Source organism: Streptomyces lanatus (genome assembly GCF_014655715.1).
Classification (GTDB): Bacteria; Actinomycetota; Actinomycetes; order Streptomycetales; family Streptomycetaceae; genus Streptomyces; species Streptomyces lanatus.
In genome coordinates this window covers 919,674-943,666 of record NZ_BNBM01000001.1, presented here as the reverse complement: position 1 = coordinate 943,666, position 23,993 = coordinate 919,674, and the positions used below count along the sequence as shown (strand labels likewise).

Genomic DNA, 23,993 nt, shown 5'->3' with positions numbered 1-23,993 from the left:
TGAAGGACGCTGGTCCGAACCCCGGGACAAAAGGCGGTCGTTGTCCCTAGGGTGATCGGCGCCAGGTTGGTGGTGTCACAGGAGGCGGGGACAGTGAGCTCCTACAACAGCCGCAACATCGACGGTCAGCCCGACGACGGCGCCGACTCCCTGGCGCTGCTGCGCATCGCGGAGCGCTTGGTCGAGCAGCTGAGCTTCGAGAGTCCGGCGCTCGTCCCACAGGGGGAGATCATCCGGACCGAGCTGGGACATTCCGTGCAGGACGGGCTGCCCGCCAATCGCGGTCGTATCCGATTCGCCCTGGAGGCCATCGCCACCCGCGTGGCGGCGGGCAGCGGCAGCCTCGTGCTGGTGCAGGAGATCGCCCGCGCCCTGGAGGTGTGATCAGGCCCCGACCGCCGCCAGCACCGGCACCCGCGCCGCGTCGTACCGCTCCAGCAGCACCCGCGCCACCTCCGGCGCCGGCCCGAGCACGTCCGCCAGCACATCCGCCTCGGCCGCGCCGCGCGCGATACGGTCCGGGAGGAAACCGGGGGCCAGGACGTACGGCGCGACGGCCACCCGCTCGCAGCCGAGGGCGCGCAGCTCGCTGACCGCGTCCTCCGTTCGGGGGAGAGATGCGGAGGCGAACGCAGGCCGCACGGCGCACCAACCGGTGTGCCGCCACTCCCGCGCGATTTCTGCGATCACTGCGATCGCCTCCGGGTCGGTGGACCCCGCCGAGGCCAGCACGACCCCGGTCGAGGACTTGTCGGCGGGCGTCAGACCCGCCTCGTACAGCCGCCGCTCCAGCGCCGAAAGCAGCAGCGGGGACGGGCCGAGGACCTCCGCCTGCCGGATGCGCAGCTGCGGCGGCGCGTCCCGCAGGACCGCCGGGATGTCGGCCTTCGCGTGGAAGGCGCGGGTCAGGAGGAGCGGGAGTGCCACGACGTCCCGTACGCCCTCCGCCGCCAGCGACTCCAGCACCCCCTGCACGGACGGGATGTTGAAGTCCAGGAAGCCGGTCTCCACCCGCAGGTCCGGGCGCAGCGACCGCACCCGGCGTACGAGGGCATGCACCGTCGCGGCGTGCCGCGGGTCGCGGCTGCCGTGGGCGATGAGGAGGAGGACCGGGTTCATCGGCTCAGCTCCTTGCCAGCAGACCGCGGCTGCGCAGCACCCAGCGCTCCAGCGGGCTGAAGATCAGCAGGTCGATGGCGATGCCGACGACCAGGATGAGCAGGATGGCGAAGAACACCATGGACATGGAACTGGTGTTGCGGCCGTTCTCCAGCAACTGGCCGAGGCCCACGCCCAGGTCGGGGGAGGAGGCGATGATCTCGGCGGCCATCAGCGACCGCCAGGAGAACGCCCAGCCCTGCTTCAGACCCGCGAGATAGCCCGGCAGCGCGGCCGGCATCACGATGTGCCAGGTGCCCTTGAGGCCCGTCGCGCCCAGCGTGCGGCCCGCCCGCAGGAACAGCGGCGGCACCTGGTCGACGCCGGACACCAGGCCGTTGGCGATCGAGGGGACCGCGCCCAGCAGGATCACCGCGAACATCATGCGGTCGTTGAGGCCCAGCCAGATCACGGCCGGCGGCACCCAGGCCACCGACGGCAGCGACTGGAGGCCGGAGAGGATCGGGCCGATCGCGGCCCGCACGAACCGCACCCGCGACACCAGCAGCCCCAGCGGCGTACCGATCGCCAGCGCCAGCAGGAAGCCGAGCAGACCGCGCGAGACGGACGTCCAGATGTACTCGTGGAGCGTGCCCTGCAGCCAGGACTCACGCAGCTCGCCCCACACATCGGCCGGTGCGGGCAGCTTCGTCGGGTCGTCTGCGACGCCGGTCGACACCAGCAGCTGCCAGATGCCCAGGACCAGGAGGACGGCGACGATCGGCGGCAGGACCTTCCGGGTCAGGGTCCGATGGAACGGCGTACGACTCGTCTGGACCGTCTCCAGGGCGTCCAGGCCCGCTTCGAGTCCGTCGAGATCGCCGCTGTCCTTGGCGGTCGTCTCAGTGCTGGCCATGTCGGCGGATCTCCCCACGCAGTTCTTCGGTGATCTCCCGGGACAGCTCCGCCACCTCGGCGTCCTCGATCCGGCGCGGCTGCGGGATGCCGACCGTCCACTCCCGGGCCACTCGGCCGGGACGCGACGAGAGCAGCACTACGCGCTGGGCCAGGCGGACCGCCTCGCGCACGTTGTGCGTGACGAACAGGACGGACACCTGCGTCTCGCGCCAGATCCGGGTCAGCTCGTCGTGCAGCACGTCCCGGGTGATCGCGTCGAGCGCGGCGAACGGCTCGTCCATCAGCAGCAGCTTGCTGTCCTGGGCGAGGGCCCGCGCCATGGCGACGCGCTGGCGCATACCGCCGGACAGCTCGTGCACCCGCTTGCCGTACGCGCCCTTCAGCCGGACCAGTTCGAGGAGCTCCTCGGCCCGCTCGCGCCGCTCGGCCTTGGGTACGCCCCTGAGCTTGAGGGCGAGTTCGATGTTCTTGCCCGCGGTCAGCCACGGGAACAGCGCGTGCTCCTGGAACATCAGCGCCGGGCGGCCGTCGGTCGTGATGCCGCCCGCGCTGGGCCTGTCGAGCCCGGCCACCAGGTTCAGCAGCGTCGACTTGCCGCAGCCGGACGCCCCGAGGAGGGTGACGAACTCGCCGGGCGCGACATCGAGGCTGATGTCGTCCAGGACGAGCTGCTGCCCGGCCGGTCCTGCGAAGGACTTCGATACGTGGTCGATGCGCGCGGCGTGCTCCACCGACACATCCGTGTCGGCGGCCTTGGCGAGGGCGGTAGCCATGGTCGTCACCTCCTGGGAACTCTGCGGATGGGGCTTACTCGGCGCCGAGACCGGCGTCGTCGACGGCTTCCTTGCCCTCGGCCTTGAGGACCTTGTTCAGCTCGGTCAGGTCGTAGATGCCGGTCAGGTCCGGCTGCTGCAGCAGGCCCGCCTCGACCGCGTGCTCGGCCTGGGTCTTCAGCGTGGCCGCCAGCGGATCGTCGGTGACCTGGATGGACTGCCACGCCGGGTCGAGCACGTCGGCCGGGAGCGGCTTGCCGGTGTCGGTCTTCAACTGCGCATTCGCCGCGGCCTTCGCCTTGTCCGGGTTGGCGTCGATCCACGCGTTGGTCTTCACCGAGCCCCGCAGCACGGCCTCGACGACGTCCGGGTGCTCCTTGAGGAAGTCCTGCCGTACGACGACGTTCGTGATCACGAACTTCTTGTCGGGCCACAGGTCGGACTCGTCGAGCAGCACCTTTGCACCCTCGGCGACCAGCTTCGACGCCGTCGGCTCGGGCACCCACGCACCGTCGATCGAGCCCGACTTGTACGCGTCCGGCGCGATCTTGTTGTCGGTGCGGACGACGGAGACATCACCCTTGCCGCTCTCCGCGTCGACCTTCCAGCCCTGCTCGGAGATCCAGTTGAGGAACGCCACGTCCTGGGTGTTGCCGAGCTGAGGCGTGGCGATCTTCTTGCCCTTGACGTCCTTCAGGGACTTGATCTTCTCCGGGTTGACCACGAGCTTCACGCCACCCGAGGCCGAACCGCTGATGATCCGCAGGTTCTTGCCACCGGACTTGATGTAGCCGTTGATGGCGGGCGACGGCCCGATCCACCCGATGTCGATGGACCCGGAGTTCAGCGCCTCGATCTCCGACGGACCGGCGTTGAACGTCGAGTACCGCGCCAGCGTGCCGCCCAGCTCCTTCTGGAACAGCCGCTCGTGCCGGCCGACCAGCGCGGTGGCGTGGGTGAGGTTCCCGAAGTAGCCGATCTTCACCGAGTCCAGGCCGTCGACCTTGGCCGCCCCGGCGATGGCCTGCTCGGTGTTCTCCTTGGCCTGCGAGCCGTAGCCGCACGCCGCGAGGGCGAGCAGCGGCAGCGCGGCCAGGACGGCGAGCGTCCGTCGCAGGGCGGGGGCGGCAGGCACGGGAGGGGTTCCTCTCGGAGGCCCGGCACTCACGCCCTGTTCAGGCGCGGCCGGGGGATCGGCGGATGGACGAGGGGCGGGTCAGCGCACACATCGCGCCACTCCGCCCTGTCCGCTGCCGAGGTGGCCGCTGCCGACGCGGCCGCCTTCCTTGGCGAACGTGGAGTAGACGTCGTAGGCCTTCATCTCAGAAGTCCCACCCGTCGTCCTCGGCCTCGTCCTTGACGGGCTCCGGAGAGGCGAACGACTCGCCGACCATGCCCGCGGTGAGCGTGGTGCCGTCGCTGGGGTCGATCAGGATGAACGAACCGGTGCGGCGCGAGTCGGCGTAGGAGTCGACGGGCAGCGGCTCTGCGGTACGGATCTTCACCCGGCCGATGTCATTGGCGACGAGGTGCCCGGGGTGCGGGTGCAGCGACAGGTCGTCCAGCGTCAGCCGGGACGGGATGTCCTTGACGATCGCCTTGACCGTGCGGGTGCCGTGCTTGAGCAGCACCCGGTGGCCGACCGTCAGCGGCGCGTCGGCGACATGGCAGACCGTGGCCTCGATGTCCTGCGTGGTCGCGGGCGCGTCCTTGGTCGGCACGAGCAGATCGCCGCGCGAGATGTCGATGTCGTCCTCCAGGAGAACGGTCACCGACTGCGTCGTCCACGCGACGTTGACCGGCTCGCCCAGCAGGTCGATGCCGGAGATCTTCGACGTACGGCCCGACGGCAGCACCGTCACCGACTCGCCGACGCGGAACGAACCCGCGGCGATCTGACCGGCGTAGCCCCGGTAGTCCGGGTGCTCGGCGGTCTGCGGGCGGATCACGTACTGCACGGGGAGACGGGCGTGGCAGTGGCTCAGGTCGTGGGTGACCGGGACCGTCTCCAGGTGCTCCAGGAAGGTCGGGCCGCCGTACCAGTCCATGTTCGCGGACGGGTCCACCACGTTGTCGCCGGCCAGCGCCGAGATCGGGATGGCGGTGATCTCCGGGACGCCCAGCTCCAGCGCGTACGCCGTGAACTCCTCGGCGATCGCGGCGAACACCGACTCCTGGTAGTCGACCAGGTCCATCTTGTTCACGGCGAGCACCACGTGCGGGACGCGCAGGAGGGCCGCGATCGCCGCGTGCCGGCGGGTCTGCTCGACCACGCCGTTGCGGGCGTCGACCAGGATCACCGTCAGCTCGGCCGTCGAGGCGCCGGTGACCATGTTGCGGGTGTACTGCACATGGCCCGGGGTGTCGGCGAGGATGAACCGGCGCCGGGGCGTGGCGAAGTAACGGTACGCCACGTCGATCGTGATGCCCTGCTCGCGCTCGGCCCGCAGACCGTCGGTGAGCAGTGCGAGGTCGGGGGCGTCCTGGCCACGCGAGGCGGAGGCGCGCTCGACGGCCTCCAGCTGGTCGACCAGCACCGACTTGGAGTCGTGCAGCAGCCGGCCCACGAGCGTGGACTTGCCGTCGTCGACCGAACCGGCGGTCGCGAACCGCAGAAGCGTGGTCTCGGAGAGTTCCGTGGTCGTGCTCATGCTTAGAAGTACCCCTCGCGCTTGCGGTCTTCCATCGCGGCCTCGGACATCTTGTCGTCGGCGCGGGTGGCGCCGCGCTCGGTGAGCCGGGATGCGGCGATCTCCGTGATGACCTGCTCCAGCGTCACGGCGTCCGAGTCGACGGCGCCCGTGCAGGACATGTCACCGACGGTCCGGTAGCGGACCAGCCGCTTCTCGACGGTCTCGCCGTCCTTGGGCCCGCCCCACTCGCCCGCGGTCAGCCACATCCCGCTGCGGGCGAACACCTCACGCTCGTGCGCGAAGTAGATTTCCGGCAGCTCGATGCCCTCACGGGCGATGTACTGCCAGACGTCGAGCTCGGTCCAGTTGGACAGCGGGAACACGCGGACGTGCTCGCCGGGGGCGTGCCGCCCGTTGTACAGATTCCACAGCTCGGGCCGCTGCCGCCGCGGGTCCCACTGCGAGAACTCGTCCCGCAGGGAGAACACCCGCTCCTTGGCGCGGGCCTTCTCCTCGTCGCGGCGTCCACCGCCGAAGACGGCGTCGAACTTCTCGCTCTGGATCTTCTCGGTGAGCGGCAGCGTCTGCAGGGGGTTGCGGGTGCCGTCGGGGCGTTCGCGCAGCACACCGCGGTCGATGTAGTCCTGTACGGAGGCCACATGGAGGCGGAGCCCATGTGCGGCCACCACACGGTCGCGGTAGTCGAGGACCTCGGGGAAGTTGTGTCCGGTGTCCACGTGCAGCAGCGTGAAGGGGATGGCCGCCGGGGCGAACGCCTTCAGCGCCAGGTGCAGCATGACGATGGAGTCCTTGCCGCCGGAGAACAGGATCACCGGCCGCTCGAACTCACCCGCCACCTCACGGAAGATGTGGACGGCCTCGGACTCCAACGCGTCCAGATGGGAGAGGGCGTACGGGGCGTCCGTGCCCTCCTCGACCGTGGCAACGGTCGTCGTCATGCCAGTCCCCTCTCGGTGAGCAGCGCGTACACGGACGCCGCGGACTCCTGCACGGTCTGGTTCTGGGACTCGATCCGCAGATCGGGCGACTCGGGCGCCTCGTACGGGTCGTCCACGCCGGTCAGCCCGGTCAGCTCACCCGCGGCCTGCTTGGCGTACAGACCCTTCACATCGCGTACGGAGCACACGTCGACCGGCGTGGCCACGTGCACCTCCAGATACGCCGACCCGTTCTCCTGGTGGCGCTTGCGCACCGCCTCACGGCTGTCGGCGTAGGGCGCGATCACCGGGACGAGCGCCTTGACGCCGTTACGGGCGAGCAGTTCGGCCAGGAAGCCGATGCGCTGCACATTGGTGTGCCGGTCCTCGCGGCTGAAGCCGAGGCCCGCCGAGATGAACTCGCGGATCTCGTCGCCGTCGAGCACCTCGACGCGGTGGCCCTCCTCGCGGAGCCGGCCGGCCAGCTCGTAGGCGATGGTGGTCTTGCCGGCGCTCGGCAGACCCGTGAGCCAGACGGTGGCTCCGCTCGTCACCTGCAACTCCTCAGTGTTCGTGGTCATCCGTGCAGCCCGCACTCGGTCTTGCCGCGGCCCGCCCAGCGGCCGGCGCGCGCGTCCTCGCCCTCAAGGACCCGGCGGGTGCAGGGGGCGCAGCCGACGGAGGCGTAGCCGTCCATCAGGAGCGGGTTCGTCAGGACACCGTGCTCGGCGACGTAGGCGTCCACGTCGTCCTGTGTCCAGCGGGCGATGGGGGAGATCTTCACCTTCTGCCGCTTCTCGTCCCAGCCGACGACCGGGGTGTTCGCCCGGGTCGGGGACTCGTCGCGGCGCAGCCCGGTCGCCCAGGCGACGTAGCCCTTGAGCCCGCGCTCCAGCGGCTCGACCTTGCGCAGCTTGCAGCACAGGTCGGGGTCGCGGTCGTGCAGCTTGGGCCCGTACTCGGCGTCCTGCTCGGCGACCGTCTGGCGCGGGGTGAGGGTGATGACGTTGACGTCCATCACGGCCTCGACCGCGTCGCGGGTGCCGATGGTCTCCTCGAAGTGGTAGCCGGTGTCGAGGAACACGACGTCCACGCCGGGCATGGCGCGGGAGGCGAGGTGGGCGACCACCGCGTCCTCCATCGACGAGGTCACGCAGAAGCGCTTGCCGAAGGTGTCGACCGCCCACTGGAGGATCTCCAACGCGGAGGCGTCCTCCAGGTCACGGCCCGCCTGCTCGGCGAGCGCCTTGAGATCGTCGGTCGTTCGCTCTTCCTGAACCGCGGTCATATCTCGTCTCCCCCTGCGTCGTTGGGCTGAAGGCCCCGGGCCAGCAGCCCAAGGAACTTCAACTGGAATGCGCGGTTGCACGCCGCGCATTCCCATGCGCCGTGGCCCTGCTCGCTCGGACGGAGGTCCTCGTCGCCGCAGTAGGGGCAGTAGAAGGGGGCGGCCCGCTCGCTCATGAGAGGGCCTCCTCGGAGGCGCGCGCGGCCCACGTGGCGAACCGCTCGCCGTCCTCGCGCTCCTCCTGGTACCGCTTCAGGACGCGCTCCACGTAGTCCGGCAGCTCGTCGGAGGTGACCTTCAGGCCACGCACCTTGCGCCCGAACCCGGCCTCCAGACCGAGGGCGCCGCCCAGGTGCACCTGGTAGCCCTCGACCTGCTCGCCCTGGTCGTTGAGGACCAGCTGCCCCTTGAGACCGATGTCCGCCACCTGGATACGGGCACAGGCGTTCGGGCAGCCGTTGAGGTTGATGGTGAGCGGCTCGTCGAAGTCCGGGATGCGGCGCTCCAGCTCGTCGATCAGCTGGGAGCCGCGCGCCTTGGTCTCGACGATGGCGAGCTTGCAGAACTCGATGCCGGTGCACGCCATGGTGCCGCGCCGGAACGGGGAGGGCTTGGCGGTCAGGTCCAGCGCGTCCAGGGCCTCGACCAGCTGCTCGACCTGCGCCTCCTCGACATCGAGGATGATCATCTTCTGCTCGACGGTGGTACGCACCCGGCCCGAGCCATGGGCCTCGGCGACCTCGGCGATCTTCGTGAGCGTGGTGCCGTCGACGCGGCCGACGCGCGGGGCGAAGCCGACGTAGTAGCGGCCGTCCTGCTGCCGGTGCACACCGACGTGGTCGCGCCAGCGGCCCGCGGGCTCGGCGGGCGCGGGACCGTCGACCAGCTTGCGCTGCAGGTAGTCGTCCTCCAGGACCTGGCGGAACTTCTCCGGGCCCCAGTCGGCGACCAGGAACTTCAGACGGGCGCGCGTACGAAGGCGCCGGTAGCCCCAGTCGCGGAAGATGCCGACCACACCGGCCCACACGTCGGGCACCTCGGCCAGCGGCACCCAGGCGCCGAGCCGGACGCCGAGCTTGGGGTTGGTGGACAGCCCGCCGCCGACCCACAGGTCGAAGCCGGGGCCATGCTCGGGGTGCTCGACACCGACGAACGCGATGTCGTTGATCTCGTGCACCACGTCCAGGAGCGGGGAGCCTGAGATCGCCGTCTTGAACTTGCGCGGCAGGTTGGAGAACTCCTTGCTGCCGATGTACCGCTCGTGGATCTCGTCGATCGCCCAGGTGCCGTCGATGATCTCGTCCTCGGCGATACCGGCGACCGGCGAGCCGATGACGACACGCGGGCAGTCACCGCACGCCTCGGTCGTGGACAGTCCCACGGCCTCCAGCCGGTTCCAGATCTCCGGGACGTCCTCGATGCGGATCCAGTGCAGCTGGATGTTCTGCCGGTCGGTGACGTCGGCGGTGCCGCGCGCGAACTCCTGGGAGATCTCGCCGATGACCCGCAGCTGCTGCGTGGTCAGCCGGCCGCCGTCGATGCGGACCCGCAGCATGAAGTACTTGTCGTCCAGCTCCTCCGGCTCCAGGATCGCGGTCTTGCCGCCGTCGATCCCGGGCTTGCGCTGGGTGTACAGCCCCCACCAGCGCATACGTCCACGCAGATCGTTGGGGTCGATGGAGTCGAAGCCCCGCTTCGAGTAGATCGTCTCAATGCGTGTCCGCACATTGAGACCGTCATCGTCCTTCTTGAACTGCTCGTTGCCGTTCAGCGGGGTGTGGTGCCCCGCGGCCCACTGACCCTCACCGCGGTGACGGCTCACCTTGCGGCGGGGAGTCGCGGCGGCAGGCTTCTGCGGGGTGGCGGCCATGGTTGATACGTCCTTCGGGACAGGCGGGAAAGCGGCTCTGACCTGCGCATACGGGCGCATGGGTGGAGGTGCGCGTCATTGCGCGGGAATGAAGCGAGAAGAGAGAGATGTCGGGCGCTGTGCGGCTGTTCAGCGCACCGGACAGATGGCGCTGGACATGCGGCCGAGGTCGACGTGCCGCCGACTCACCAAGGCAATTCCAGTTCCAGACATGACGGAAGCGTGGCATGGAGATCTGGACACAGTCCAGCTTTGTCCGTCATGCGGACACCCTTGTCTCGCTCTGCAAGACAAGGGTGTCGTCGGTCACATGGCCGTATTGGGCCGTTTCTTCCCAGGTCAGGCTGGGTAGGCCCCCGGCCACGGTCCGGGCGTGGTGACCACGGCCTCCTCCTCGACCTTGGTGTCGAAGAGCTTGAAGCCCCGGCGCTGGTAGTTGGCCATGGCGTGCTCGCCGTCCTTGCTGCATGTGTGCAGCCATACCCGCTTCGTCGGCACCAGCCCCGGCCAGCGGTCCGCCAGGTCCCAGGCGCGGGCGGTGCCGTACGCCAGCAGATGTCCGCCGATCCGCTTGCCGCGGAAGGCTGGGATCAGGCCGAAGTGCTCGATCTCCACGACGCCGTCGTCCTGCGGGGTCAGCTCCACGTAGCCGGCGGGCGTGCCGTGGTCGTAGGCCACCCATGTCTCCACACCGGGGCGTGTGAGGTGCGCCTGCCATTGCGCGTACGTCCAGCCGAGCAGGTCGGTCCAGAGGATGTCGCCGCCGACAGAGGTGTAGAGAAAACGGCTGAACTCGGGGGAGGGGACCTCGGAGCGGATGATCTTCACGTCGCCCTGTGGGGCTTCGGCCGGGAGGAGGTCGGTTTCCGAGGTCTGTTCCAGGGACCACGTGGTCACGGGGATGTTGGGCATGTCGGTCAGAGAATCATCTGAGTGGGGGATTTGTCGATCGCCGCTCAGGCCAGCGCCTCATCGATCGAACCCATCGGCACGGCGAACAACATCCCGCCCGCCTGCGACCAGACCTCCCCCGTCGCCTCCCAGTACGACAGCGGCCCGACCTCGATGCCCCAGCACCTCGGCCCGTTCTCCTCGCCGCACCTCGTCGCCTGTGCGTCCTCCCTGTCCTGGCGCCACAGGGTGCCGTGGCGGTCCGTGTTGCTGGGGGCGCGGGTCACGTACCACTCGTTGCCCCGGGACAGGACGCCCGCGATGCCGGAGGCCTCCGTCTCGAAGGCCTCGACCGGGGACGCGGAGCCGGTGGTGTCGGTGGAGAGGAGGCCGGGGCGGGACGGGTTCTTGTCGAAGTCGTAGCGCCACAGGCGGGCCGGGTGGTCGCTGTCGGCCACCGTTCGTTCGCCGACGACCAGGCTGTCGGGGGCCGTGGCGCGGTCGAGGGAGATCGTGCCGATGCGGGGAGCCTCGCGCCCGCCCGTCAGGCGGTACGAGGCGATCGCGGGGAGGACGAAGCGGTAGCCGTTGGCCGACCAGCCCCGCTCGACGCGGCCCACGGCGCCGCTGTCGACGGTGGTGCGCTGGACGCGGTTCATGTCGTACACATAGAGGCCGTCGGCGGCGGTGACCAGCAGCTTGTCCTGGTACCAGACCATGCCGGAGAGGCGGGACGACAGGGCGCGGTAGTTCCGTCCGCCGTCCTGCGGGACGACGAGGAGGGCGGAGGCGTACCTGAGGTGGGTCAGGTCGCCCGCGTCGACGAAGGCGACCCGGGCCAGGCCCCGGTCGGCGGTGCCCTGGCTCCAGCCGGAGAGGATCACGCGGTTGTCGTTCCACCAGCCGTCGTCGTCGGCGTCACCGGAGGTGGTGACGGCGCCCGCCCGCCAGGCCCGGGTGTCGGCGGCGTCCCAGCAGTACGCGCGGGTGGCGGCCGGCGCGACCGGCAGCGCCGTGCGCTCGGTGTCCGTGCAGCTGTCCGCCCCGCGCAGGCTCCGGTCGGCGGTCTCCAGGACGGCGCTGACCCCGACCGGCTTGCCCATCCCGGCGGAGAGTTGATCGAGGGTGGCCTGCGGGACCGGCCGCTCCTGGAGCCGGAGCGCGGCGGTCTGGGCGGACCTGGTGAGAGGCGTCAGCGCCCCGGGGTTGTCGCCGACGGTGGCCTGTGAGGCGCTGATCATCGTGGCGGCCGCAGTGAGCGCGAGGGCGGTTCCGGCGAGGAACGCGCGAACGGCACGCCCCTGCCTGCGTCGACGGTGTCTGCCGCGGTGCTTCATCAAACCTCCCGAGGCGAGCCAACTGCGGCCAATGGTCCGTGCGTTGACCAAAGAAGCAGGTGGGGTGGCCCGTAGAGCGATGCTACGGCAGTGGGGCCCGGTTGCGGACTAAGACCCTGCAAATATGCGGAAGATGCACCCCGCGGGGTGCGATTCAGGGCAGGTCGGCCGAGATCCGCCCCCGCGTCACCGCCGGTGCCGTCGAGTGCGGCAGCAGCTCGCGCGGGTCGTCGGGCAGCAGCACCTCGACCTCCGCGTCCTCGCGGAAGCGGTACGGCCGATGCTCCAGGAACGCCCCGAGATAGCGCCGTACCCGCGACATCTCGGCCCGCACCGTCACCGTTCGGCTCGCATCACCGAACATGTCCCCGGCCAGGCCCGCCGCGCTGCGGCCGGTGCGGTGCAGGGCCAGGAGGTAGAGCAACTCGGCGTGGCGGGGGCTCAGTTCATGGCTCCAGGCGCCCGCGCTGCCGGACACCGTCACCGACCAGCGGCGCGGCTGCGTCAGGTCGAGGGCGATCCGCGTGGCCCCCTGCGGCGCCGGCTCGTCCCCGGCCCGCAGCAGCCAGCCGCCCGCCAGCGGCTCCACCGCGCACAGCCCCAGCGGCGGCAGCCACCGCCGGCCCGCCGCCAGTCCCTTGGGCAGCGTGATCCGGTGCGTGTACGGCATCCCGGTCACCGCCGCGGTCCAGCCGTCCGGGTCCACCACCAGGGCCTGCCCGGTGAGCCGCGCCAGGACCGGCGCCGCCACCGCGCGCAGCCGTTCGAGGGAGGTCAGATGCAGCTCCCGCAGCCGGGCCTCGGCGAGCTTGGCCACCGAGTCGACCCAGGCGAGTGTGGCCGGGTGCATGGTCTCCAGCGGCCCGCTGACATCGACCACACCGATCAGCCGGCCGTCCCGCGGGTCCGTGATGGGGGCGCCGGTGCAGGTCCAGGAGGTCTGTGAGCGCTGGAAGTGCTCGGAGGCGAAGACCTGCACGGGCCGGCGCACCACGGCCGGGGTGCCCACGCCATTGGTGCCGACGACGCTTTCCCGCCAGTCGGCGCCGAGTTCGAAGCCGAGGCCGTCGGCCCTGCGCAGCACCGAGGAGTTGCCCTCCCGCCACAGCACCCGGCCGTCGTCGTCGGCGACCACCATGATGTGGTGGGCGACATCGGCGACCGACAACAGCCCCTCGCGCAGCACCGGCAGCACATGCCTGAGCGTGGTGCCCTCCCGGCGGCGCTGCACCTCCTCCAGGGACAGCAGCCCGGAGCGGACGTCGTGGTCCGGATCGACCCCGCCGCGCAGCATGCGCTCCCAGGACTGCTCGATCACCGGGCGCGGCGCGACGGGGGCGCGCTGTCCGGCGAGCTTGGCGGCGCGGACCTCGCTGAGTACTCGCGCCGCCCGCGCCGAGTCCACGGCGGCCAGCCGCGTCACGTCCGTCGGCGAGAGCGCCAAGGGTCCTCCCACAGAGAGCGGTTTCCCATCCTGACTGTGTGTCTCATAGTGCCGCCCTCCCGCTCGCGGAGGGACACACTCCGCACACAGTCGCCAACAAGTTGCAACCCCTTGCAACCCTGGTGGCCCGCCCTGACCTGATTGAAACTTGAGCGACGCCGTCCCGAGCGGCGTTCGCGGCCTCGAACGGGCCGGTAGCGGGGGTGGTGCCGTGTCGGCGCAGCACCACCCCCGCACCCGTTGGATCAGGCATCTGGCCTGGCCCTTTCCACCATCGCCGCCAGGTTCGAGGTCGACGGCAGCGTCCCGAAGACCGCGCCCCCGTCACCGCCCAGCCGCGAGGCGCAGAACGCGTCGGCGACTTCAGGCGGCGCGAACCGGACCAGCAGCGACCCCTGCAGCACCAGCGCGAGCCGCTCCGTCAGGCGCCGGGCACGTGCCTCGATGCCCTCCAGATCGGCCAGTTCCGTCAACAGCCCCTTGATCGCCCCGTCCAGCCGGTGATCGGCACCCCGTGCCAGGCCGACCTCCCGCAGATACGCGTCCAGGGCGGCCGGTTCCCGCCGCAACACCCGCAGCACATCCAGCGCCTGCACATTGCCCGCGCCCTCCCAGACCGAGTTCAACGGCGACTCGCGCACCAGCCGCGGCATCCCCGACTCCTCGACATACCCGTTGCCGCCCAGGCACTCCGCCGCCTCGACCGTGACCGGCGTGCACCGCTTGGTCACCCAGTACTTGGCGGCCGGCACCGCGATCCGCAGCAGCGCGCGCTCCTGCTCGCCGCCGTCGTCGTAGGCCGCCGCGAGCCGCAGCGCGAGGGTGGTCGCCGCCTCGGACTCGACGGCCAGGTCGGCCAGGACGTTGCGCATCAAGGGCTTGTCGACGAGCTTTCCGCCGAAGGCCTCGCGATGGTCGCAGTGGTGGACGGCCTGGGCGACCGCCTGCCGCATCAGACCCGCCGAGCCGAGCACACAGTCCAGGCGGGTCGCCGCCACCATGCCGATGATGGTGCGCACGCCGCGCCCCTCGTCACCGACCCGGCGCGCCCATGTCCCGTCGAACTCGACCTCGGCGGAGGCGTTCGACCGATTGCCCAGCTTGTCCTTCAGCCGCTGGATCAGAAACGGATTGCGCCCGCCGTCCGCCAGTACACGCGGCACGAGGAAGCAGGTCAGACCGTCCGGGGCCTGGGCCAGGACCAGGAAGCCGTCCGACATGGGGGCCGAGCAGAACCACTTGTGCCCGGTCAGCGTGTAGGTCCCGGCCTCGGCGAGCGGGGTGGCGGCCGTCGAGTTGGCCCGTACGTCGCTGCCGCCCTGCTTCTCCGTCATGCCCATCCCGAACAGGGCACCGGCCTTCCGCTCGGCGGGCCGCAGCTCACGGTCGTAGACCATGGACGTCAGCCGCGGCTCCCACTCGGCGGCGAGGCCGGGGTCGGTCCGCAGCGCCGGTACGGCCGCGTGGGTCATGGACAGCGGGCAGCCGTTGCCGGCCTCGACCTGCGTCCACATCAGGAAGGCCGCCGCCCGGCGGACATGCCCGCCCGGCCGTACCCAGGCCGCGGTCAGGCCCGCGGCGACGCCCTTGCCGAGCAGCCGGTGCCAGGACGGATGGAAGTCGACCTCGTCCACGCGTCGGCCGTAGCGGTCGTGCGTCCGCAGCCGTGGCGGGTGCTCGTTCGCCAGTACCCCCCACTCCTGCACCTGCGCCGAGCCACAGGTCCGTCCGAAGGCGGCCAGTTCCTCACGGGCCTCCTCCAGTGTCTCCGGCGCGAGATGCCGTTCGACGGCCTCGGTCAGGGCCCGGTCGGCGCTGTAGACGTCGTAGCCGACCAGGGGCGGGGGCTGGTTCGTCACGGTGTGGGTGCTGCCTGCCATGACTGTGAACCTATCCCCGCGGCGCCCCGATGAGTGCCGTGCCGCACGGCGGATACCTTTAGGTCGTGCAGCCAGCAAGTGAACCGTCCCCTCAGCAGTCCTCCGGTCGTCTCCACCGGGCACGTGTCCTCTACAGGAACGTCTCCAAGCGCAGGACCGCCTGGCTGTTGATCAAGGACACCGTGAACTCGTGCATCGAGTACCGCATCCTCGGCCTCGCCGCCGAAGCCGCGTTCTTCACGCTGCTGTCGGTGCCGCCGCTGCTGCTCAGCCTGATCGGTCTGCTCGGCTACGTCGACGACTGGACCGGCACCGACACCATCAGCAGCCTGGAGACCAACCTCATCGAGGCCTCGCGCACGGTCCTGTCGGACAAAGGGGTGCGGCAGATCGCCCAGCCGATCCTGGACGACGTGATGCACGGCGGCCGCCCCGACGTGATCTCCGTCGGCTTCCTGTTCGCGCTGTGGTCGGGGTCGCGCGCGGTGAACGTCTTCATAGACACGATCACCGTGATGTACGGCCTGGACGGCGTCCGCGGCATCGTCAAGACCCGGCTGGTGGCGTTCCTGCTGTTCATCGCGGCCCTGCTGATCGGCTCGGTGGCGCTGCCGCTGATGGTGGCGGGGCCGGACGCGGTGGTGCGGATCGTGCCCTGGTCGGAGACCCTGGTGCAGGTCCTGTACTGGCCCGTCGTGATCGTCCTGTCGATCGCCTTCCTGACCACGCTCTACCACGTGTCCGTGCCGGTCCGCTCCCCCTGGATCGAGGACGTGCCCGGCGCGTTGGTCGCCCTCGGCATGTGGGTGCTGGGCAGCTTCCTGCTGCGCATCTACCTGACGAACACGATCGAAGGCGCGTCGATCTACGGCTCCCTCGCCGCCGCCGTCGCCGTGATGCTGTGGATCGGTGTGTCCGCGTTCGCCGTCCTGGTCGGGGCCGCGGTCAACGCCGCGATCGACCGGGTCTGGCCGGCCGCCGCGACGGCCGCGGCCCGCGCCGCGAACGAGCGGCTGCGCGAGGCCCAGGTCGCCGAGTACGTGGCCCGTACGTCCGCGGCGCACGAGCACGATCCCGACGACCCGGACATGCCCTCGGAGTTCCCCGAGCGGTGGACGCGCTTCCTGCCGCCCGAGGACCTCACATCGAGGCTGCGGACCCACGTCAAGAGCACGCACCACCACCCGCACAAGCCGGAGGACTCCTAGCCGGCCTTCCAGGCCCCCGCCGCCGCGGCCTCCCGCGCGAAGTCGGTGAAGTCGCGCGGCGCGCGCCCGAGGACCTGGCGGACATCGTCCGTGACATGTGCGTTACGGCCGTCCATCAGGGTCTCGAAGACCTCAACCAGCAGTTCGACCTCCTCCGGCGGCACCCCGAAGCCCGCCAGGGCCTCGCCGTACGCACGCGTGGGAACCGGTGTGTAGGTGAACTCGGCGCCGGTCGCCGCGGAGATCTCCGCGACCGCCTCCCGCCAGGACAACAGCCGTGGCCCGGTCAGCTCCAGCGTCCGCCCCACATACCGGTCGCCGGACGTCAGCACCGCCGCCACCACGTCCGCGATGTCCCGTACATCGACGAACGGCTCCCGCACCTCGCCCGCCGGGAACACCAGCTCCCCCTGGACCAGCCCCTCCACCAGAAGCCCCTCACTGAAGTTCTGCGAGAACCACGTGGCCCGCACGATCGTCCAGTCCGCGCCGGACGACTTCAGCGCCTCCTCGGTCGGCAGCGCCTGGTCCTCGCCCCGGGCCGACAGCAGCACCAGCCGCCGCACCCCGAGCCCGACCGCCTCCCGCGCCAGCGCGCCGACGCCCTCCGCCGCCGCCGGGGAGCCGACGTCCGACGGGTACATCAGATACGCCGCGTCCGCGCCGCGCAGGGCCTCCGCCCAGGTCGTCGGGTTCTCCCAGTCGAAGCCCTGCGCCCGGGAGGCCGCCCGCACCGTCAGCCCCGCCGCGCGCGCCGCCTGAGCCACCCGGCTGCCCGTACGACCCGAGGCACCGGTCACCACTACCGTCATCCGCTCACTGTTCGCTGCGTTCTCCGTCATGCCTCAAGTCAACGGCCGCGCGCCCCAACAGCCCATCGCTGAACGGCTCATTCCCATGCGCGGGCGTCTACGCTGGCGACATGGACGCCCTTGCAGGCCTTCTGGAGGGCCCACGCGCACGTGGCGCCTTCATGATCCGCGCATGCTTCGAGCCACCCTGGTCCGTCCGCATCGAGGACCGTGCCCCGCTGACCGTCATGGTCATGGTCCGCGGCGAGGCCTGGGTGATCCCGGACCGGGGCAGGCACCTCAAGCTGCGCCCCGGCGACCTCGCCATCGCCCGCGGCCCGGACCCCTACACCTGCGCCGACGACCCCCGCACCGCACCCCAGGCCCTGATCCTGCCGGGCGCCGAGTGCCACTACCCCGACGGGCGCGCCCTGAACGGCTCGATGGACCTGGGCGTACGGACCTGGGGCGACCGGCTCGACGGCCCGACCGTGATGCTGATCGGCACCTATCTGTGGGAGGGCGAGATCAGCGGGCGGCTGCTGAAGGCGCTGCCGCAGCTGCTGTCCCTCACCGCCGACGTGTGGAACTGCCCGCTCACCCCGTACCTGATGGACGAGATCGTCCGCGACGAACCCGGCCAGGAAGTCGTCCTGGACCGGCTACTCGACCTGCTGGTCATCGCCGCGCTCAGGGCCTGGTTCTCCCGCCCGGAGGCGGAGGCACCCGCCTGGTACGCGGCGCTCGCCGACCCCGTGGTCGGCCGCGTCCTGCGCCTCGTCCAGGACGATCCGGCGCATCCCTGGACGGTGGCCTCCCTGGCGGCGAAGGCAGGGGTGTCACGGGCGGCGCTGGCCCGGAGGTTCACCGAGCTGGTGGGGGAGCCGCCGATGTCGTACCTCACGGGATGGCGGATGGCGCTGGCGGCGGACGCGCTGCGGGACACCGACGACACACTCGACTCCATCGCGCGGAGGGTGGGGTACGGCAGCGCGTTCGCCCTGTCCAGCGCGTTCAAGAGGGTCTACGGGGTGAGTCCCCAGGAACGCCGGGCGGTGGGGCGGGTTTCGCCGTAGGGGGCGTCGAAAACCCGTTGGCTCGGCTCGGCGGTCACTGCTACCTTTCCGGAGGCCGTGACAGAGACCGAGGAGGTGGTACCCGTGAACACAGAAACGACATGGGTGCTCCCCTCAGGGGTTGCGGTCGGGCGATAGGTCGTCCGGGAGCGCCGTTCTGTGCACTCCTGAAAGGCACGACCATGTATTTCACCTCAGAGCAGCGCCTCGACGATGGCGTCCTCGAACGCGAATTCACCCTCGGCGAGATCCCGGGCATCCTGTGGACGCCCGCATCCGCGTCCGCGTCCGCACCGGCGGCGCCGATCCTGCTCAGCCCCCCTCCTGTCGGGCTGCGCAAGGCGTACCCCCGGCTGGTGGGACGGGCCCGGCACGCCGCGGCGGACGGCTTCGCCGCGGCCACCATCGAACTCCCCGGAAACGGTGACCGGCCCCGCCTGCCCGGCACCGAGCAGGCCGTCGCCGAAATGCGCCGGGCGATGAAGGCGGGCGAGGCGGTCGGCGACGAGATCATCGACGCCCTCGTCCTCCCTCTGGTCGACAAGGCGGTCCCCGAATGGCAGGCCACCCTGGACGCCCTTCTGGCACTGCCCGAGATCGACGGCCCGGTCGGCTACTCGGGGGGAGTGATCTCCATCGGCACCCGGTTGGCGGTGGTCGAGCCGCGTCTCTCGGCCGCCGTGCTGTTCGCCGGAAGTTTCATCCCCCGCGTCATCTTCGAGGAGGCTCGCCAGGTCACCATTCCGCTGCACGTCCTGCTGCAATGGGACGACGAGGGCAATGACCGCCAGGCGGCCCTGGACCTGTTCGACGCCTTCGGCTCCAAGGAGAAGGCGCTGAACGCCAACATGGGCGGACACACCGGCGTCCCGCCGTACGCGGGGGAGGCCGCGGCGAGCTTCTTCACCCGGCATCTGAAGTAACGCCGGGCCGGGGAGCCGCGTAGCCTCGTCCGTATGTACACGGAATGGGCCGCGCGGCTGCCCGGGGCCGTGTTGTGGCGCAACGTCCCCGATGGTCCCGGCCCGGGGCGGGTCCTGCCTGACGGGTGCATGGATCTGCTCTGGAACGACGGGCGGCTGCTCGTCGCCGGACCCGACACCCGGGCGTATCTCACCGGGGACGGCCCGAGTGCCTGGGTGGGCCTGCGCTTCCACCCGGGCACAGCGCCCGCGTTCCTCGGGGTTCCGGCGTACGAACTGCGGGACCGGCGGGTGGAGTTGGCCGAGCTGTGGCCCGCTGCGGAGGTGCGCCGGCTGCAAGGGCGGGTCGCGGCGGCCGCAGATCAGGCGGCGGCGCTGGAAGAGGTCGCGCTGGAGCGTGCGGTCCCGTCGGACCCGCTGCTGGACAGGCTCGTCGGGGCCCTTCACGCCGGTCGTCCGGTGGGCGTGGCCGCCGATGAACTCGGCCTCGGTGCACGCCAGTTGCACCGCAGATCGGTCGCCGCCTTCGGCTACGGTCCCAAGACGCTGGCCCGGATCCTTCGGCTGCAACGGGCCCTCGCGCTGGCCCGGGAGGGCGTGGGCTTCGCCGAGACGGCCGTCCGCACGGGGTTCGCCGACCAGGCGCATCTGTCCCGGGACGTCAAGGAGCTGGCCGGGCTGCCGCTCGGTGAGCTACTCGGCGGGTCCTAGGGGCGCGAACAGGTCGACGCCGTTGCCGTCCGGGTCGTGGACCGACGCGTACCGCTGGCCCCAGAAGGCGTCCCACGGCTTGAGCCCGCCCTCGTAGCCGGCGGTCAGCAGCTCCTCGTACACCGCGTCGACCTCCGACGGGTTGTCGCACCGCATCGCCAGCGAGTGCCGGCCGCCACCGCTCGGCGGCTCCCAATCCGCGACGAAGGACCGCACATTCTCCTCGGTGTCCAGCAACAGGCGCAGTCCGCCCGGCAGTTCGGCCTCGGCGTGCGGGGCGTTCTCGGCGCCCTCGGGGAAGGGGAGGCCGAGCCGGCGGTAGAAGGCGACGGAGGCGGCCATGTCGGAGACGACGAGGCCGATGGCATCGAATCGTGGAGTCATACGGCCAACGTAGGCAGCCGGACGCCGGGCGGTCTTGAAGGAATCGGACGCCTAGCGGAACGTGACCGGGCCCTTCGGGGTGTCCACCGTGAACGAGATCCCCACCGGTCCTGTCGTCAGGTCGAGGTCCGTGTCGAGGGCCGCCAGCAGGGGGCGGATCTCCTCCGGGTCGGGGGCGCTCGCGGACAGGGACAGCAGGGGTGTCGTGGGCAGGTCGGAGGCGGTGGGGTGGGTCGTGGCGCTCCAGTCGATGAGGAACGGGACCAGCCCGGAGGGGTGGGCGTCGTCGCCGTCGGTGAGGCGCCACTGGAGCAGGGTGCCGTCGGGTCTGCGCCGGCTCATCGGCTGGGCGGAGCCGGGGTCGTAGCCCTGGGCGCGGGCGGCGGCGATGGCCGCGTCCAGGTCGGGCGGGCTGATCGCCCAGGTGACCGTGCGGGGTCCGGTGAGCCCGTCGACGTCGAAGGGGCGGGGGCGGCCCGGCTCGGACTGCTCGGGGTCGGGGCCGATGATCTCCAGATAGCTGGCGCCGCCCAGGGACACCAGATGGTTACGGGTGCCGAGCCCGACATGCACACCGCCCGGGGCGGGACTCACCCCGGTGCGCCGGGTGAAGTCGGCGACCGTGGCGGCCAGGTCGGGGGTGGCGAGGACGAGGTGATCCAGAAGCGCGGGAATGGGGTTCATCGCAGCCGAGGCTACGCAGCGCGGCCCGCGTTGTGGAACACCTGTGCGCCGGGACGGGAGGGGCGGTCACTCGTCGAAGACGACCGTGCCGTCGAGGAGCAGCGTGGGATGGATCTTCATCGGGCCGTACTCGTCGATGTCCGAGGGGCGCGGCGGCTCCGGGCCGTCGGGGCCCATGCGGAGCACCCGCTCCACCCGGCACACCCGGAACACCCGGCCCGCCACCCGGGCCTCGTCGGCGCGCTCCAGCTTCCGGAACTCCTCGGCGGCCTCGGCGTACAGGGCCTTCTTCGCGTCGTCGAACTTGTACAGCATGGGCCACATCTCGATCAGCGCGTCGTGCAGTGTGCGCCGGGCGTCGTGCGGGGTGGTCTGGATGGCGAGGGACGGCTCCCAGCCGGTGTGCTCCCGCTCGACCACACCGAAACAGGTGGGCAGCAGCACCACGTCCGGATGCGAGAGCACCGCCCGCTGCGAATCGCCGCGCACCTCGGAGGGGAACCGCATGCCCCGGTACGCGAATCCGCGCAGCCACGCCCGCAGGGCGCCCGCCATCGGGCCGCCGTCCGTGCCGTCGGCTTCGAGGACGAGATCCTCGTCGGGGGACGGGGTGTGATCGGCGCGCAGGTCCCAGGTCCGTTCGGTGGGCTCCGGGTCGGTGGGCCGGGGCGGCTCCAGGCCATGGTCGTCGCAGCGGGCGAACTCGTCCCCGCGCACGATCCGGTAGCGCACCCCGCACGCCTCGACCTCGTCGACCGGCTCCCGGCTCAACTCGTCCACCGCGGCGAGGAGTTCGCGGCGTACACCGGGGTCGTCGGTGTCGTCCTTCGCGCGGAACCACAGATAGGTGTTGAGGGAGTCCCGGCACATCTGCGGCATCCCGTTCACGACCGGCTTCAGCACCCGCCACTCGGGCCCCACCGCGGGATCCAGCGCGGCGACCCCGAACACCGGCCCGCGCAGGGCGATCCCGGGATACCGCAGCGAGGCGTCCACCGCGTCGGCCTCCCGCACCCAGGCGGCGGGGTCGTCACGGCGGACCAACTCCTCATGGAGCGCGTGGATCTGTTGCTGCCAGTCATGGTTCATACACGCATTGTCGCGAGCGGGCGCTCGGGCGCGGGAGCGAACGGACTCAACAACCGGGGTTGTTGGACCGCGTCAGGAGGGCGGGCCGAAATTTTCGGATCACCGGGAGGAGTGCGCCGTACGGGCGGGCCCGCCTAGCCTTATTCGTATGCCCGTACGACTCCTTGTCCACACCCGCACCACCGGCTACCGGCACGACTCCATCCCGGCCGGCGTCGAAGCCGTCCGCACCATCGGCGACTTCGAGGTGGACCACACCGAGGATCCACGGGCCTTCGAGCGGCCCCTCGACGGATACGCGGCCGTCGTCTTCCTCTCCACCAGCGGCGACGTCCTCACCCCCGCCGGACGCGAGCGGCTCGCCGCGTACGTCGATGCGGGCGGGGGCTTCGTCGGGGTGCACGCGGCGGCCTGCACCGAGTACGACTGGCCGTACTACGGCGAACTGCTGGGCGCCCGCTTCGACCGGCACCCCGAGTACCAGCCGGGCAAGGCGCTCGTCGAGGACCGCGAGCATCCCGCCACCCGGCACCTGCCCGCCGTATGGGACTTCACCGACGAGTGGTACGACTTCCGCACCAACCCCCGCGCCACGGTACGGGTGCTGGCCTCCGCCGACGAGTCGTCGTACGACGGAGGCCGCATGGGCACGGACCACCCGCTGGTGTGGTGCCGGGAACAGGGCGCGGGCCGGGTCTTCTACACGGCGCTAGGCCACGCCTCGGAGGCGTACGCGGACCCGGACTTCCGCGCCCATCTCCTCGGCGGGATCACCTGGGCGGCGGGGGTGGGCTAGGACCCGGGCCTGCGCATGGCGTGGAACTGGGGGCCGTAGGTGCTGCGGGTGTGGGGGATCGGGGTCTCCATCAGTTCCACGGCGGGGTGCTCCAGGCCGCGCATGGTGTGGATGCCCGCGCGCAGGGCGCGGGAGCCGCCGCCCGCCCAGGCCGCGTCGAGGGAGTCCAGCACCGTGCTGTACATGGCGTCGAAGCGGAAGAGGAGCTGAGCGACATGGGTCGGCGGGTTGCGCCAGCCGCCGACCGGGACCGGGGCCATGGGGCGTGCCTCGGGGAAGGGCACGGGCGCGCCGATCCACCGCCAGCCGTCCTCGGTGTGGCGCAGCGCCCGGCCGTGGTAGATCTCGCCGAAGGCGTAGTAGTGCGCCGGGCGGTCGTCCGAGAAGCTGTCGAGCGGGGAGCCGGAGGTGCCCTCGCCCTGCTCCATGATGATCCCGATGGCCGTCTCGACATCGTCGAGGGTCCGCACCGGATGCAGTTCGTCGGTGTCGATGTGCTGGGTCACCTGCGCCCGCATCGACAGCTCGGGCCGCACCGCCCGGAACGCGTTCAGCGTCGCCTCGTAGAACTCCCCGACGGTGGGGGAGGCCACGCTGCGGGCGAGCGACACCTCGGGGGCCTCGATCGCCATCATCACATCGCGTACGAACGGTTTGGTCAGGCCCGACAGATAGACGGTCACCCCGGCCCGCACCCCGCCCGGCAGCGGGCCGGGGAACGCCGGCGCAGCGGCCTTGATCCGCGGCCTGCCGCCCACGGCCGTGAGCAGGTTGCAGACGATGCCCAGATGGAACATCTCGTCGCCGACGATGCGCCGCAGCATCCGGGCGACCTCGTGACGGTGGTCCTTGACGGACCACCAGCCGCACAAGTACGGCGGGATGGTGGAGAGTTCGAGCGCGATGGCCACCTGGAGCGCGGACCTGAGCCACTCGACCCCGCGGCTGTCCGCGGGTACGGCCATCAGCCGCGCCACCGACCCGAGACCGGCCGCGGCGGCCGCCGGGGTGGCGGCCTGCGCGGTACCGGCGACGGCGGTCGGTGCCCCGGCCGCCACCGCGGCCGACGCCAGGAAGCTTCTGCGTCTGAACGGACCCGTCGCCGCCTCGTCCGGCTCTTCGCTCATACCCGTCAACCTCGCCTCAGCTCATGGGGACGGGGCCCCGCACGGCGCGGTACGCCGCGACCCGGGACCCCTTCGACAGAGCGCGAAGCTAGCAGCGATCACCGCCGCCACCAGGGCACACGTGCCGAGCGGCG

Annotated in this window: 26 protein-coding genes; 6 read left to right on the top strand and 20 right to left on the bottom strand. The window is 71.1% G+C overall.

Annotated elements, in window-relative coordinates:
• Window positions 1–93 precede the first annotated feature (93 nt).
• The gene (locus tag IE325_RS04170; protein ID WP_190068255.1) at window positions 94–384 is read left to right on the top strand and encodes a hypothetical protein; all 291 of its coding nucleotides are present in this window, start codon (window positions 94–96) and stop codon (window positions 382–384) included.
• Here the strand turns inward: IE325_RS04170 and IE325_RS04165 are convergent, their stop codons facing one another.
• The 15 genes from IE325_RS04165 to IE325_RS04095 form a co-directional block, all read right to left on the bottom strand.
• Window positions 385–1,119, bottom strand: coding sequence for a sirohydrochlorin chelatase (locus IE325_RS04165; RefSeq protein ID WP_190068254.1), 735 nt, complete (start codon window positions 1,117–1,119; stop codon window positions 385–387).
• 4 nt (window positions 1,120–1,123) lie between these two features.
• The gene (locus IE325_RS04160; RefSeq protein ID WP_190068253.1) at window positions 1,124–2,014 is read right to left on the bottom strand and encodes an ABC transporter permease; all 891 of its coding nucleotides are present in this window, start codon (window positions 2,012–2,014) and stop codon (window positions 1,124–1,126) included.
• Entirely contained in the window at window positions 2,001–2,789 is a 789-nt protein-coding gene (locus IE325_RS04155) for an ABC transporter ATP-binding protein (RefSeq protein WP_190068252.1), read from the bottom strand. Before IE325_RS04155 ends, IE325_RS04160 begins: the two co-directional genes overlap by 14 nt.
• Before the next feature lie 34 nt (window positions 2,790–2,823).
• The gene (locus tag IE325_RS04150; protein WP_190068251.1) at window positions 2,824–3,924 is read right to left on the bottom strand and encodes an aliphatic sulfonate ABC transporter substrate-binding protein; all 1,101 of its coding nucleotides are present in this window, start codon (window positions 3,922–3,924) and stop codon (window positions 2,824–2,826) included.
• 187 nt (window positions 3,925–4,111) lie between these two features.
• Window positions 4,112–5,440 carry a sulfate adenylyltransferase subunit 1 gene (locus tag IE325_RS04140; RefSeq protein WP_190068249.1) on the bottom strand — a complete coding sequence of 443 codons (1,329 nt, stop codon included), beginning with the start codon at window positions 5,438–5,440 and terminating at the stop codon, window positions 4,112–4,114.
• A 2-nt stretch (window positions 5,441–5,442) separates the two neighbouring features.
• Window positions 5,443–6,381 (bottom strand): sulfate adenylyltransferase subunit CysD, encoded by a 939-nt coding sequence (gene cysD / locus IE325_RS04135; RefSeq protein WP_190068248.1) that lies wholly within the window; start codon window positions 6,379–6,381, stop codon window positions 5,443–5,445.
• Entirely contained in the window at window positions 6,378–6,914 is a 537-nt protein-coding gene (gene cysC / locus IE325_RS04130) for an adenylyl-sulfate kinase (protein WP_229911664.1), read from the bottom strand. The genes cysD and cysC overlap by 4 nt, the downstream gene beginning before the upstream one ends.
• Window positions 6,915–6,937: 23 nt before the next feature.
• Window positions 6,938–7,648, bottom strand: a complete 711-nt coding sequence (locus IE325_RS04125; protein WP_190068246.1) for a phosphoadenylyl-sulfate reductase — start codon at window positions 7,646–7,648, stop codon at window positions 6,938–6,940.
• Complete coding sequence (locus IE325_RS04120; protein WP_059195517.1) at window positions 7,645–7,824, bottom strand: hypothetical protein; 180 nt, start codon at window positions 7,822–7,824, stop codon at window positions 7,645–7,647. Before IE325_RS04120 ends, IE325_RS04125 begins: the two co-directional genes overlap by 4 nt.
• The gene (locus IE325_RS04115; protein WP_190068245.1) at window positions 7,821–9,518 is read right to left on the bottom strand and encodes a nitrite/sulfite reductase; all 1,698 of its coding nucleotides are present in this window, start codon (window positions 9,516–9,518) and stop codon (window positions 7,821–7,823) included. The genes IE325_RS04120 and IE325_RS04115 overlap by 4 nt, the downstream gene beginning before the upstream one ends.
• A gap of 129 nt (window positions 9,519–9,647) precedes the next feature.
• Entirely contained in the window at window positions 9,648–9,731 is an 84-nt protein-coding gene (locus tag IE325_RS46970; protein WP_349817346.1) for a putative leader peptide, read from the bottom strand.
• A gap of 126 nt (window positions 9,732–9,857) precedes the next feature.
• Window positions 9,858–10,430, bottom strand: coding sequence for a GNAT family N-acetyltransferase (locus IE325_RS04110; protein ID WP_190068244.1), 573 nt, complete (start codon window positions 10,428–10,430; stop codon window positions 9,858–9,860).
• 44 nt (window positions 10,431–10,474) lie between these two features.
• Window positions 10,475–11,746 carry a hypothetical protein gene (locus tag IE325_RS04105; RefSeq protein WP_190068243.1) on the bottom strand — a complete coding sequence of 424 codons (1,272 nt, stop codon included), beginning with the start codon at window positions 11,744–11,746 and terminating at the stop codon, window positions 10,475–10,477.
• Between the two features lie 154 nt (window positions 11,747–11,900).
• Window positions 11,901–13,190 carry a GAF domain-containing protein gene (locus IE325_RS04100; protein WP_190068242.1) on the bottom strand — a complete coding sequence of 430 codons (1,290 nt, stop codon included), beginning with the start codon at window positions 13,188–13,190 and terminating at the stop codon, window positions 11,901–11,903.
• Between the two features lie 245 nt (window positions 13,191–13,435).
• Window positions 13,436–15,070 (bottom strand): acyl-CoA dehydrogenase family protein, encoded by a 1,635-nt coding sequence (locus tag IE325_RS04095; protein WP_190068241.1) that lies wholly within the window; start codon window positions 15,068–15,070, stop codon window positions 13,436–13,438.
• 65 nt (window positions 15,071–15,135) lie between these two features.
• Here IE325_RS04095 and IE325_RS04090 point away from each other — a divergent pair, with 65 nt between their 5' ends.
• The gene (locus IE325_RS04090; protein ID WP_190068240.1) at window positions 15,136–16,278 is read left to right on the top strand and encodes a YihY/virulence factor BrkB family protein; all 1,143 of its coding nucleotides are present in this window, start codon (window positions 15,136–15,138) and stop codon (window positions 16,276–16,278) included.
• On the opposite strand, the gene IE325_RS04085 is transcribed toward IE325_RS04090, so the two are convergent.
• Complete coding sequence (locus IE325_RS04085) at window positions 16,275–17,120, bottom strand: NmrA family NAD(P)-binding protein (protein WP_190068239.1); 846 nt, start codon at window positions 17,118–17,120, stop codon at window positions 16,275–16,277. The genes IE325_RS04090 and IE325_RS04085 overlap by 4 nt on opposite strands.
• 80 nt (window positions 17,121–17,200) lie before the next feature.
• Here IE325_RS04085 and IE325_RS04080 point away from each other — a divergent pair, with 80 nt between their 5' ends.
• From IE325_RS04080 to IE325_RS04070, 3 genes are all read left to right on the top strand, one after another.
• The gene (locus tag IE325_RS04080; protein ID WP_190068238.1) at window positions 17,201–18,145 is read left to right on the top strand and encodes an AraC family transcriptional regulator; all 945 of its coding nucleotides are present in this window, start codon (window positions 17,201–17,203) and stop codon (window positions 18,143–18,145) included.
• 182 nt (window positions 18,146–18,327) lie between these two features.
• Complete coding sequence (locus tag IE325_RS04075; protein WP_190068237.1) at window positions 18,328–19,068, top strand: dienelactone hydrolase family protein; 741 nt, start codon at window positions 18,328–18,330, stop codon at window positions 19,066–19,068.
• 33 nt (window positions 19,069–19,101) lie between these two features.
• Window positions 19,102–19,779, top strand: a complete 678-nt coding sequence (locus IE325_RS04070) for a helix-turn-helix domain-containing protein (protein WP_190068236.1) — start codon at window positions 19,102–19,104, stop codon at window positions 19,777–19,779.
• Here IE325_RS04070 and IE325_RS04065 read toward each other — a convergent pair.
• From IE325_RS04065 to IE325_RS04055, 3 genes are all read right to left on the bottom strand, one after another.
• Window positions 19,762–20,163, bottom strand: a complete 402-nt coding sequence (locus IE325_RS04065) for a VOC family protein (RefSeq protein ID WP_190068235.1) — start codon at window positions 20,161–20,163, stop codon at window positions 19,762–19,764. The genes IE325_RS04070 and IE325_RS04065 overlap by 18 nt on opposite strands.
• A 51-nt stretch (window positions 20,164–20,214) precedes the next feature.
• Window positions 20,215–20,847 carry a VOC family protein gene (locus IE325_RS04060; protein ID WP_190068234.1) on the bottom strand — a complete coding sequence of 211 codons (633 nt, stop codon included), beginning with the start codon at window positions 20,845–20,847 and terminating at the stop codon, window positions 20,215–20,217.
• 66 nt (window positions 20,848–20,913) lie between these two features.
• Window positions 20,914–21,936, bottom strand: coding sequence for a DUF5954 family protein (locus tag IE325_RS04055; protein ID WP_190068233.1), 1,023 nt, complete (start codon window positions 21,934–21,936; stop codon window positions 20,914–20,916).
• Between the two features lie 148 nt (window positions 21,937–22,084).
• On the opposite strand from IE325_RS04055, the gene IE325_RS04050 reads away from it, so the two are divergent.
• On the top strand, window positions 22,085–22,732 hold the full coding sequence (locus IE325_RS04050; RefSeq protein ID WP_190068232.1) for a ThuA domain-containing protein: 648 nt from the start codon (window positions 22,085–22,087) through the stop codon (window positions 22,730–22,732).
• Here the strand turns inward: IE325_RS04050 and IE325_RS04045 are convergent.
• Window positions 22,729–23,859: a ferritin-like domain-containing protein gene (locus tag IE325_RS04045; RefSeq protein ID WP_190068231.1), complete on the bottom strand. Its 1,131-nt coding sequence runs from the start codon at window positions 23,857–23,859 to the stop codon at window positions 22,729–22,731. The two genes, IE325_RS04050 and IE325_RS04045, sit on opposite strands and share 4 nt — an antisense overlap.
• Window positions 23,860–23,993: the final 134 nt, after the last annotated feature.

Bases quoted from the DNA above. Each gene is read 5' to 3' on its own strand.
- IE325_RS04165 (WP_190068254.1), bottom strand. From the start codon at position 1,119: ATGAACCCGGTCCTCCTCCTCATCGCCCACGGCAGCCGCGACCCGCGG.
- IE325_RS04160 (WP_190068253.1), bottom strand. From the start codon at position 2,014: ATGGCCAGCACTGAGACGACCGCCAAGGACAGCGGCGATCTCGACGGA.
- IE325_RS04155 (WP_190068252.1), bottom strand. From the start codon at position 2,789: ATGGCTACCGCCCTCGCCAAGGCCGCCGACACGGATGTGTCGGTGGAG.
- IE325_RS04140 (WP_190068249.1), bottom strand. From the start codon at position 5,440: ATGAGCACGACCACGGAACTCTCCGAGACCACGCTTCTGCGGTTCGCG.
- cysD (WP_190068248.1), bottom strand. From the start codon at position 6,381: ATGACGACGACCGTTGCCACGGTCGAGGAGGGCACGGACGCCCCGTAC.
- IE325_RS04125 (WP_190068246.1), bottom strand. From the start codon at position 7,648: ATGACCGCGGTTCAGGAAGAGCGAACGACCGACGATCTCAAGGCGCTC.
- IE325_RS04120 (WP_059195517.1), bottom strand. From the start codon at position 7,824: ATGAGCGAGCGGGCCGCCCCCTTCTACTGCCCCTACTGCGGCGACGAG.
- IE325_RS04115 (WP_190068245.1), bottom strand. From the start codon at position 9,518: ATGGCCGCCACCCCGCAGAAGCCTGCCGCCGCGACTCCCCGCCGCAAG.
- IE325_RS46970 (WP_349817346.1), bottom strand. From the start codon at position 9,731: ATGTCTGGAACTGGAATTGCCTTGGTGAGTCGGCGGCACGTCGACCTC.
- IE325_RS04110 (WP_190068244.1), bottom strand. From the start codon at position 10,430: ATGCCCAACATCCCCGTGACCACGTGGTCCCTGGAACAGACCTCGGAA.
- IE325_RS04105 (WP_190068243.1), bottom strand. From the start codon at position 11,746: ATGAAGCACCGCGGCAGACACCGTCGACGCAGGCAGGGGCGTGCCGTT.
- IE325_RS04095 (WP_190068241.1), bottom strand. From the start codon at position 15,070: ATGGCAGGCAGCACCCACACCGTGACGAACCAGCCCCCGCCCCTGGTC.
- IE325_RS04085 (WP_190068239.1), bottom strand. From the start codon at position 17,120: ATGACGGAGAACGCAGCGAACAGTGAGCGGATGACGGTAGTGGTGACC.
- IE325_RS04080 (WP_190068238.1), top strand. From the start codon at position 17,201: ATGGACGCCCTTGCAGGCCTTCTGGAGGGCCCACGCGCACGTGGCGCC.
- IE325_RS04075 (WP_190068237.1), top strand. From the start codon at position 18,328: ATGTATTTCACCTCAGAGCAGCGCCTCGACGATGGCGTCCTCGAACGC.
- IE325_RS04070 (WP_190068236.1), top strand. From the start codon at position 19,102: ATGTACACGGAATGGGCCGCGCGGCTGCCCGGGGCCGTGTTGTGGCGC.
- IE325_RS04065 (WP_190068235.1), bottom strand. From the start codon at position 20,163: ATGACTCCACGATTCGATGCCATCGGCCTCGTCGTCTCCGACATGGCC.
- IE325_RS04060 (WP_190068234.1), bottom strand. From the start codon at position 20,847: ATGAACCCCATTCCCGCGCTTCTGGATCACCTCGTCCTCGCCACCCCC.
- IE325_RS04055 (WP_190068233.1), bottom strand. From the start codon at position 21,936: ATGAACCATGACTGGCAGCAACAGATCCACGCGCTCCATGAGGAGTTG.
- IE325_RS04050 (WP_190068232.1), top strand. From the start codon at position 22,085: ATGCCCGTACGACTCCTTGTCCACACCCGCACCACCGGCTACCGGCAC.
- IE325_RS04045 (WP_190068231.1), bottom strand. From the start codon at position 23,859: ATGAGCGAAGAGCCGGACGAGGCGGCGACGGGTCCGTTCAGACGCAGA.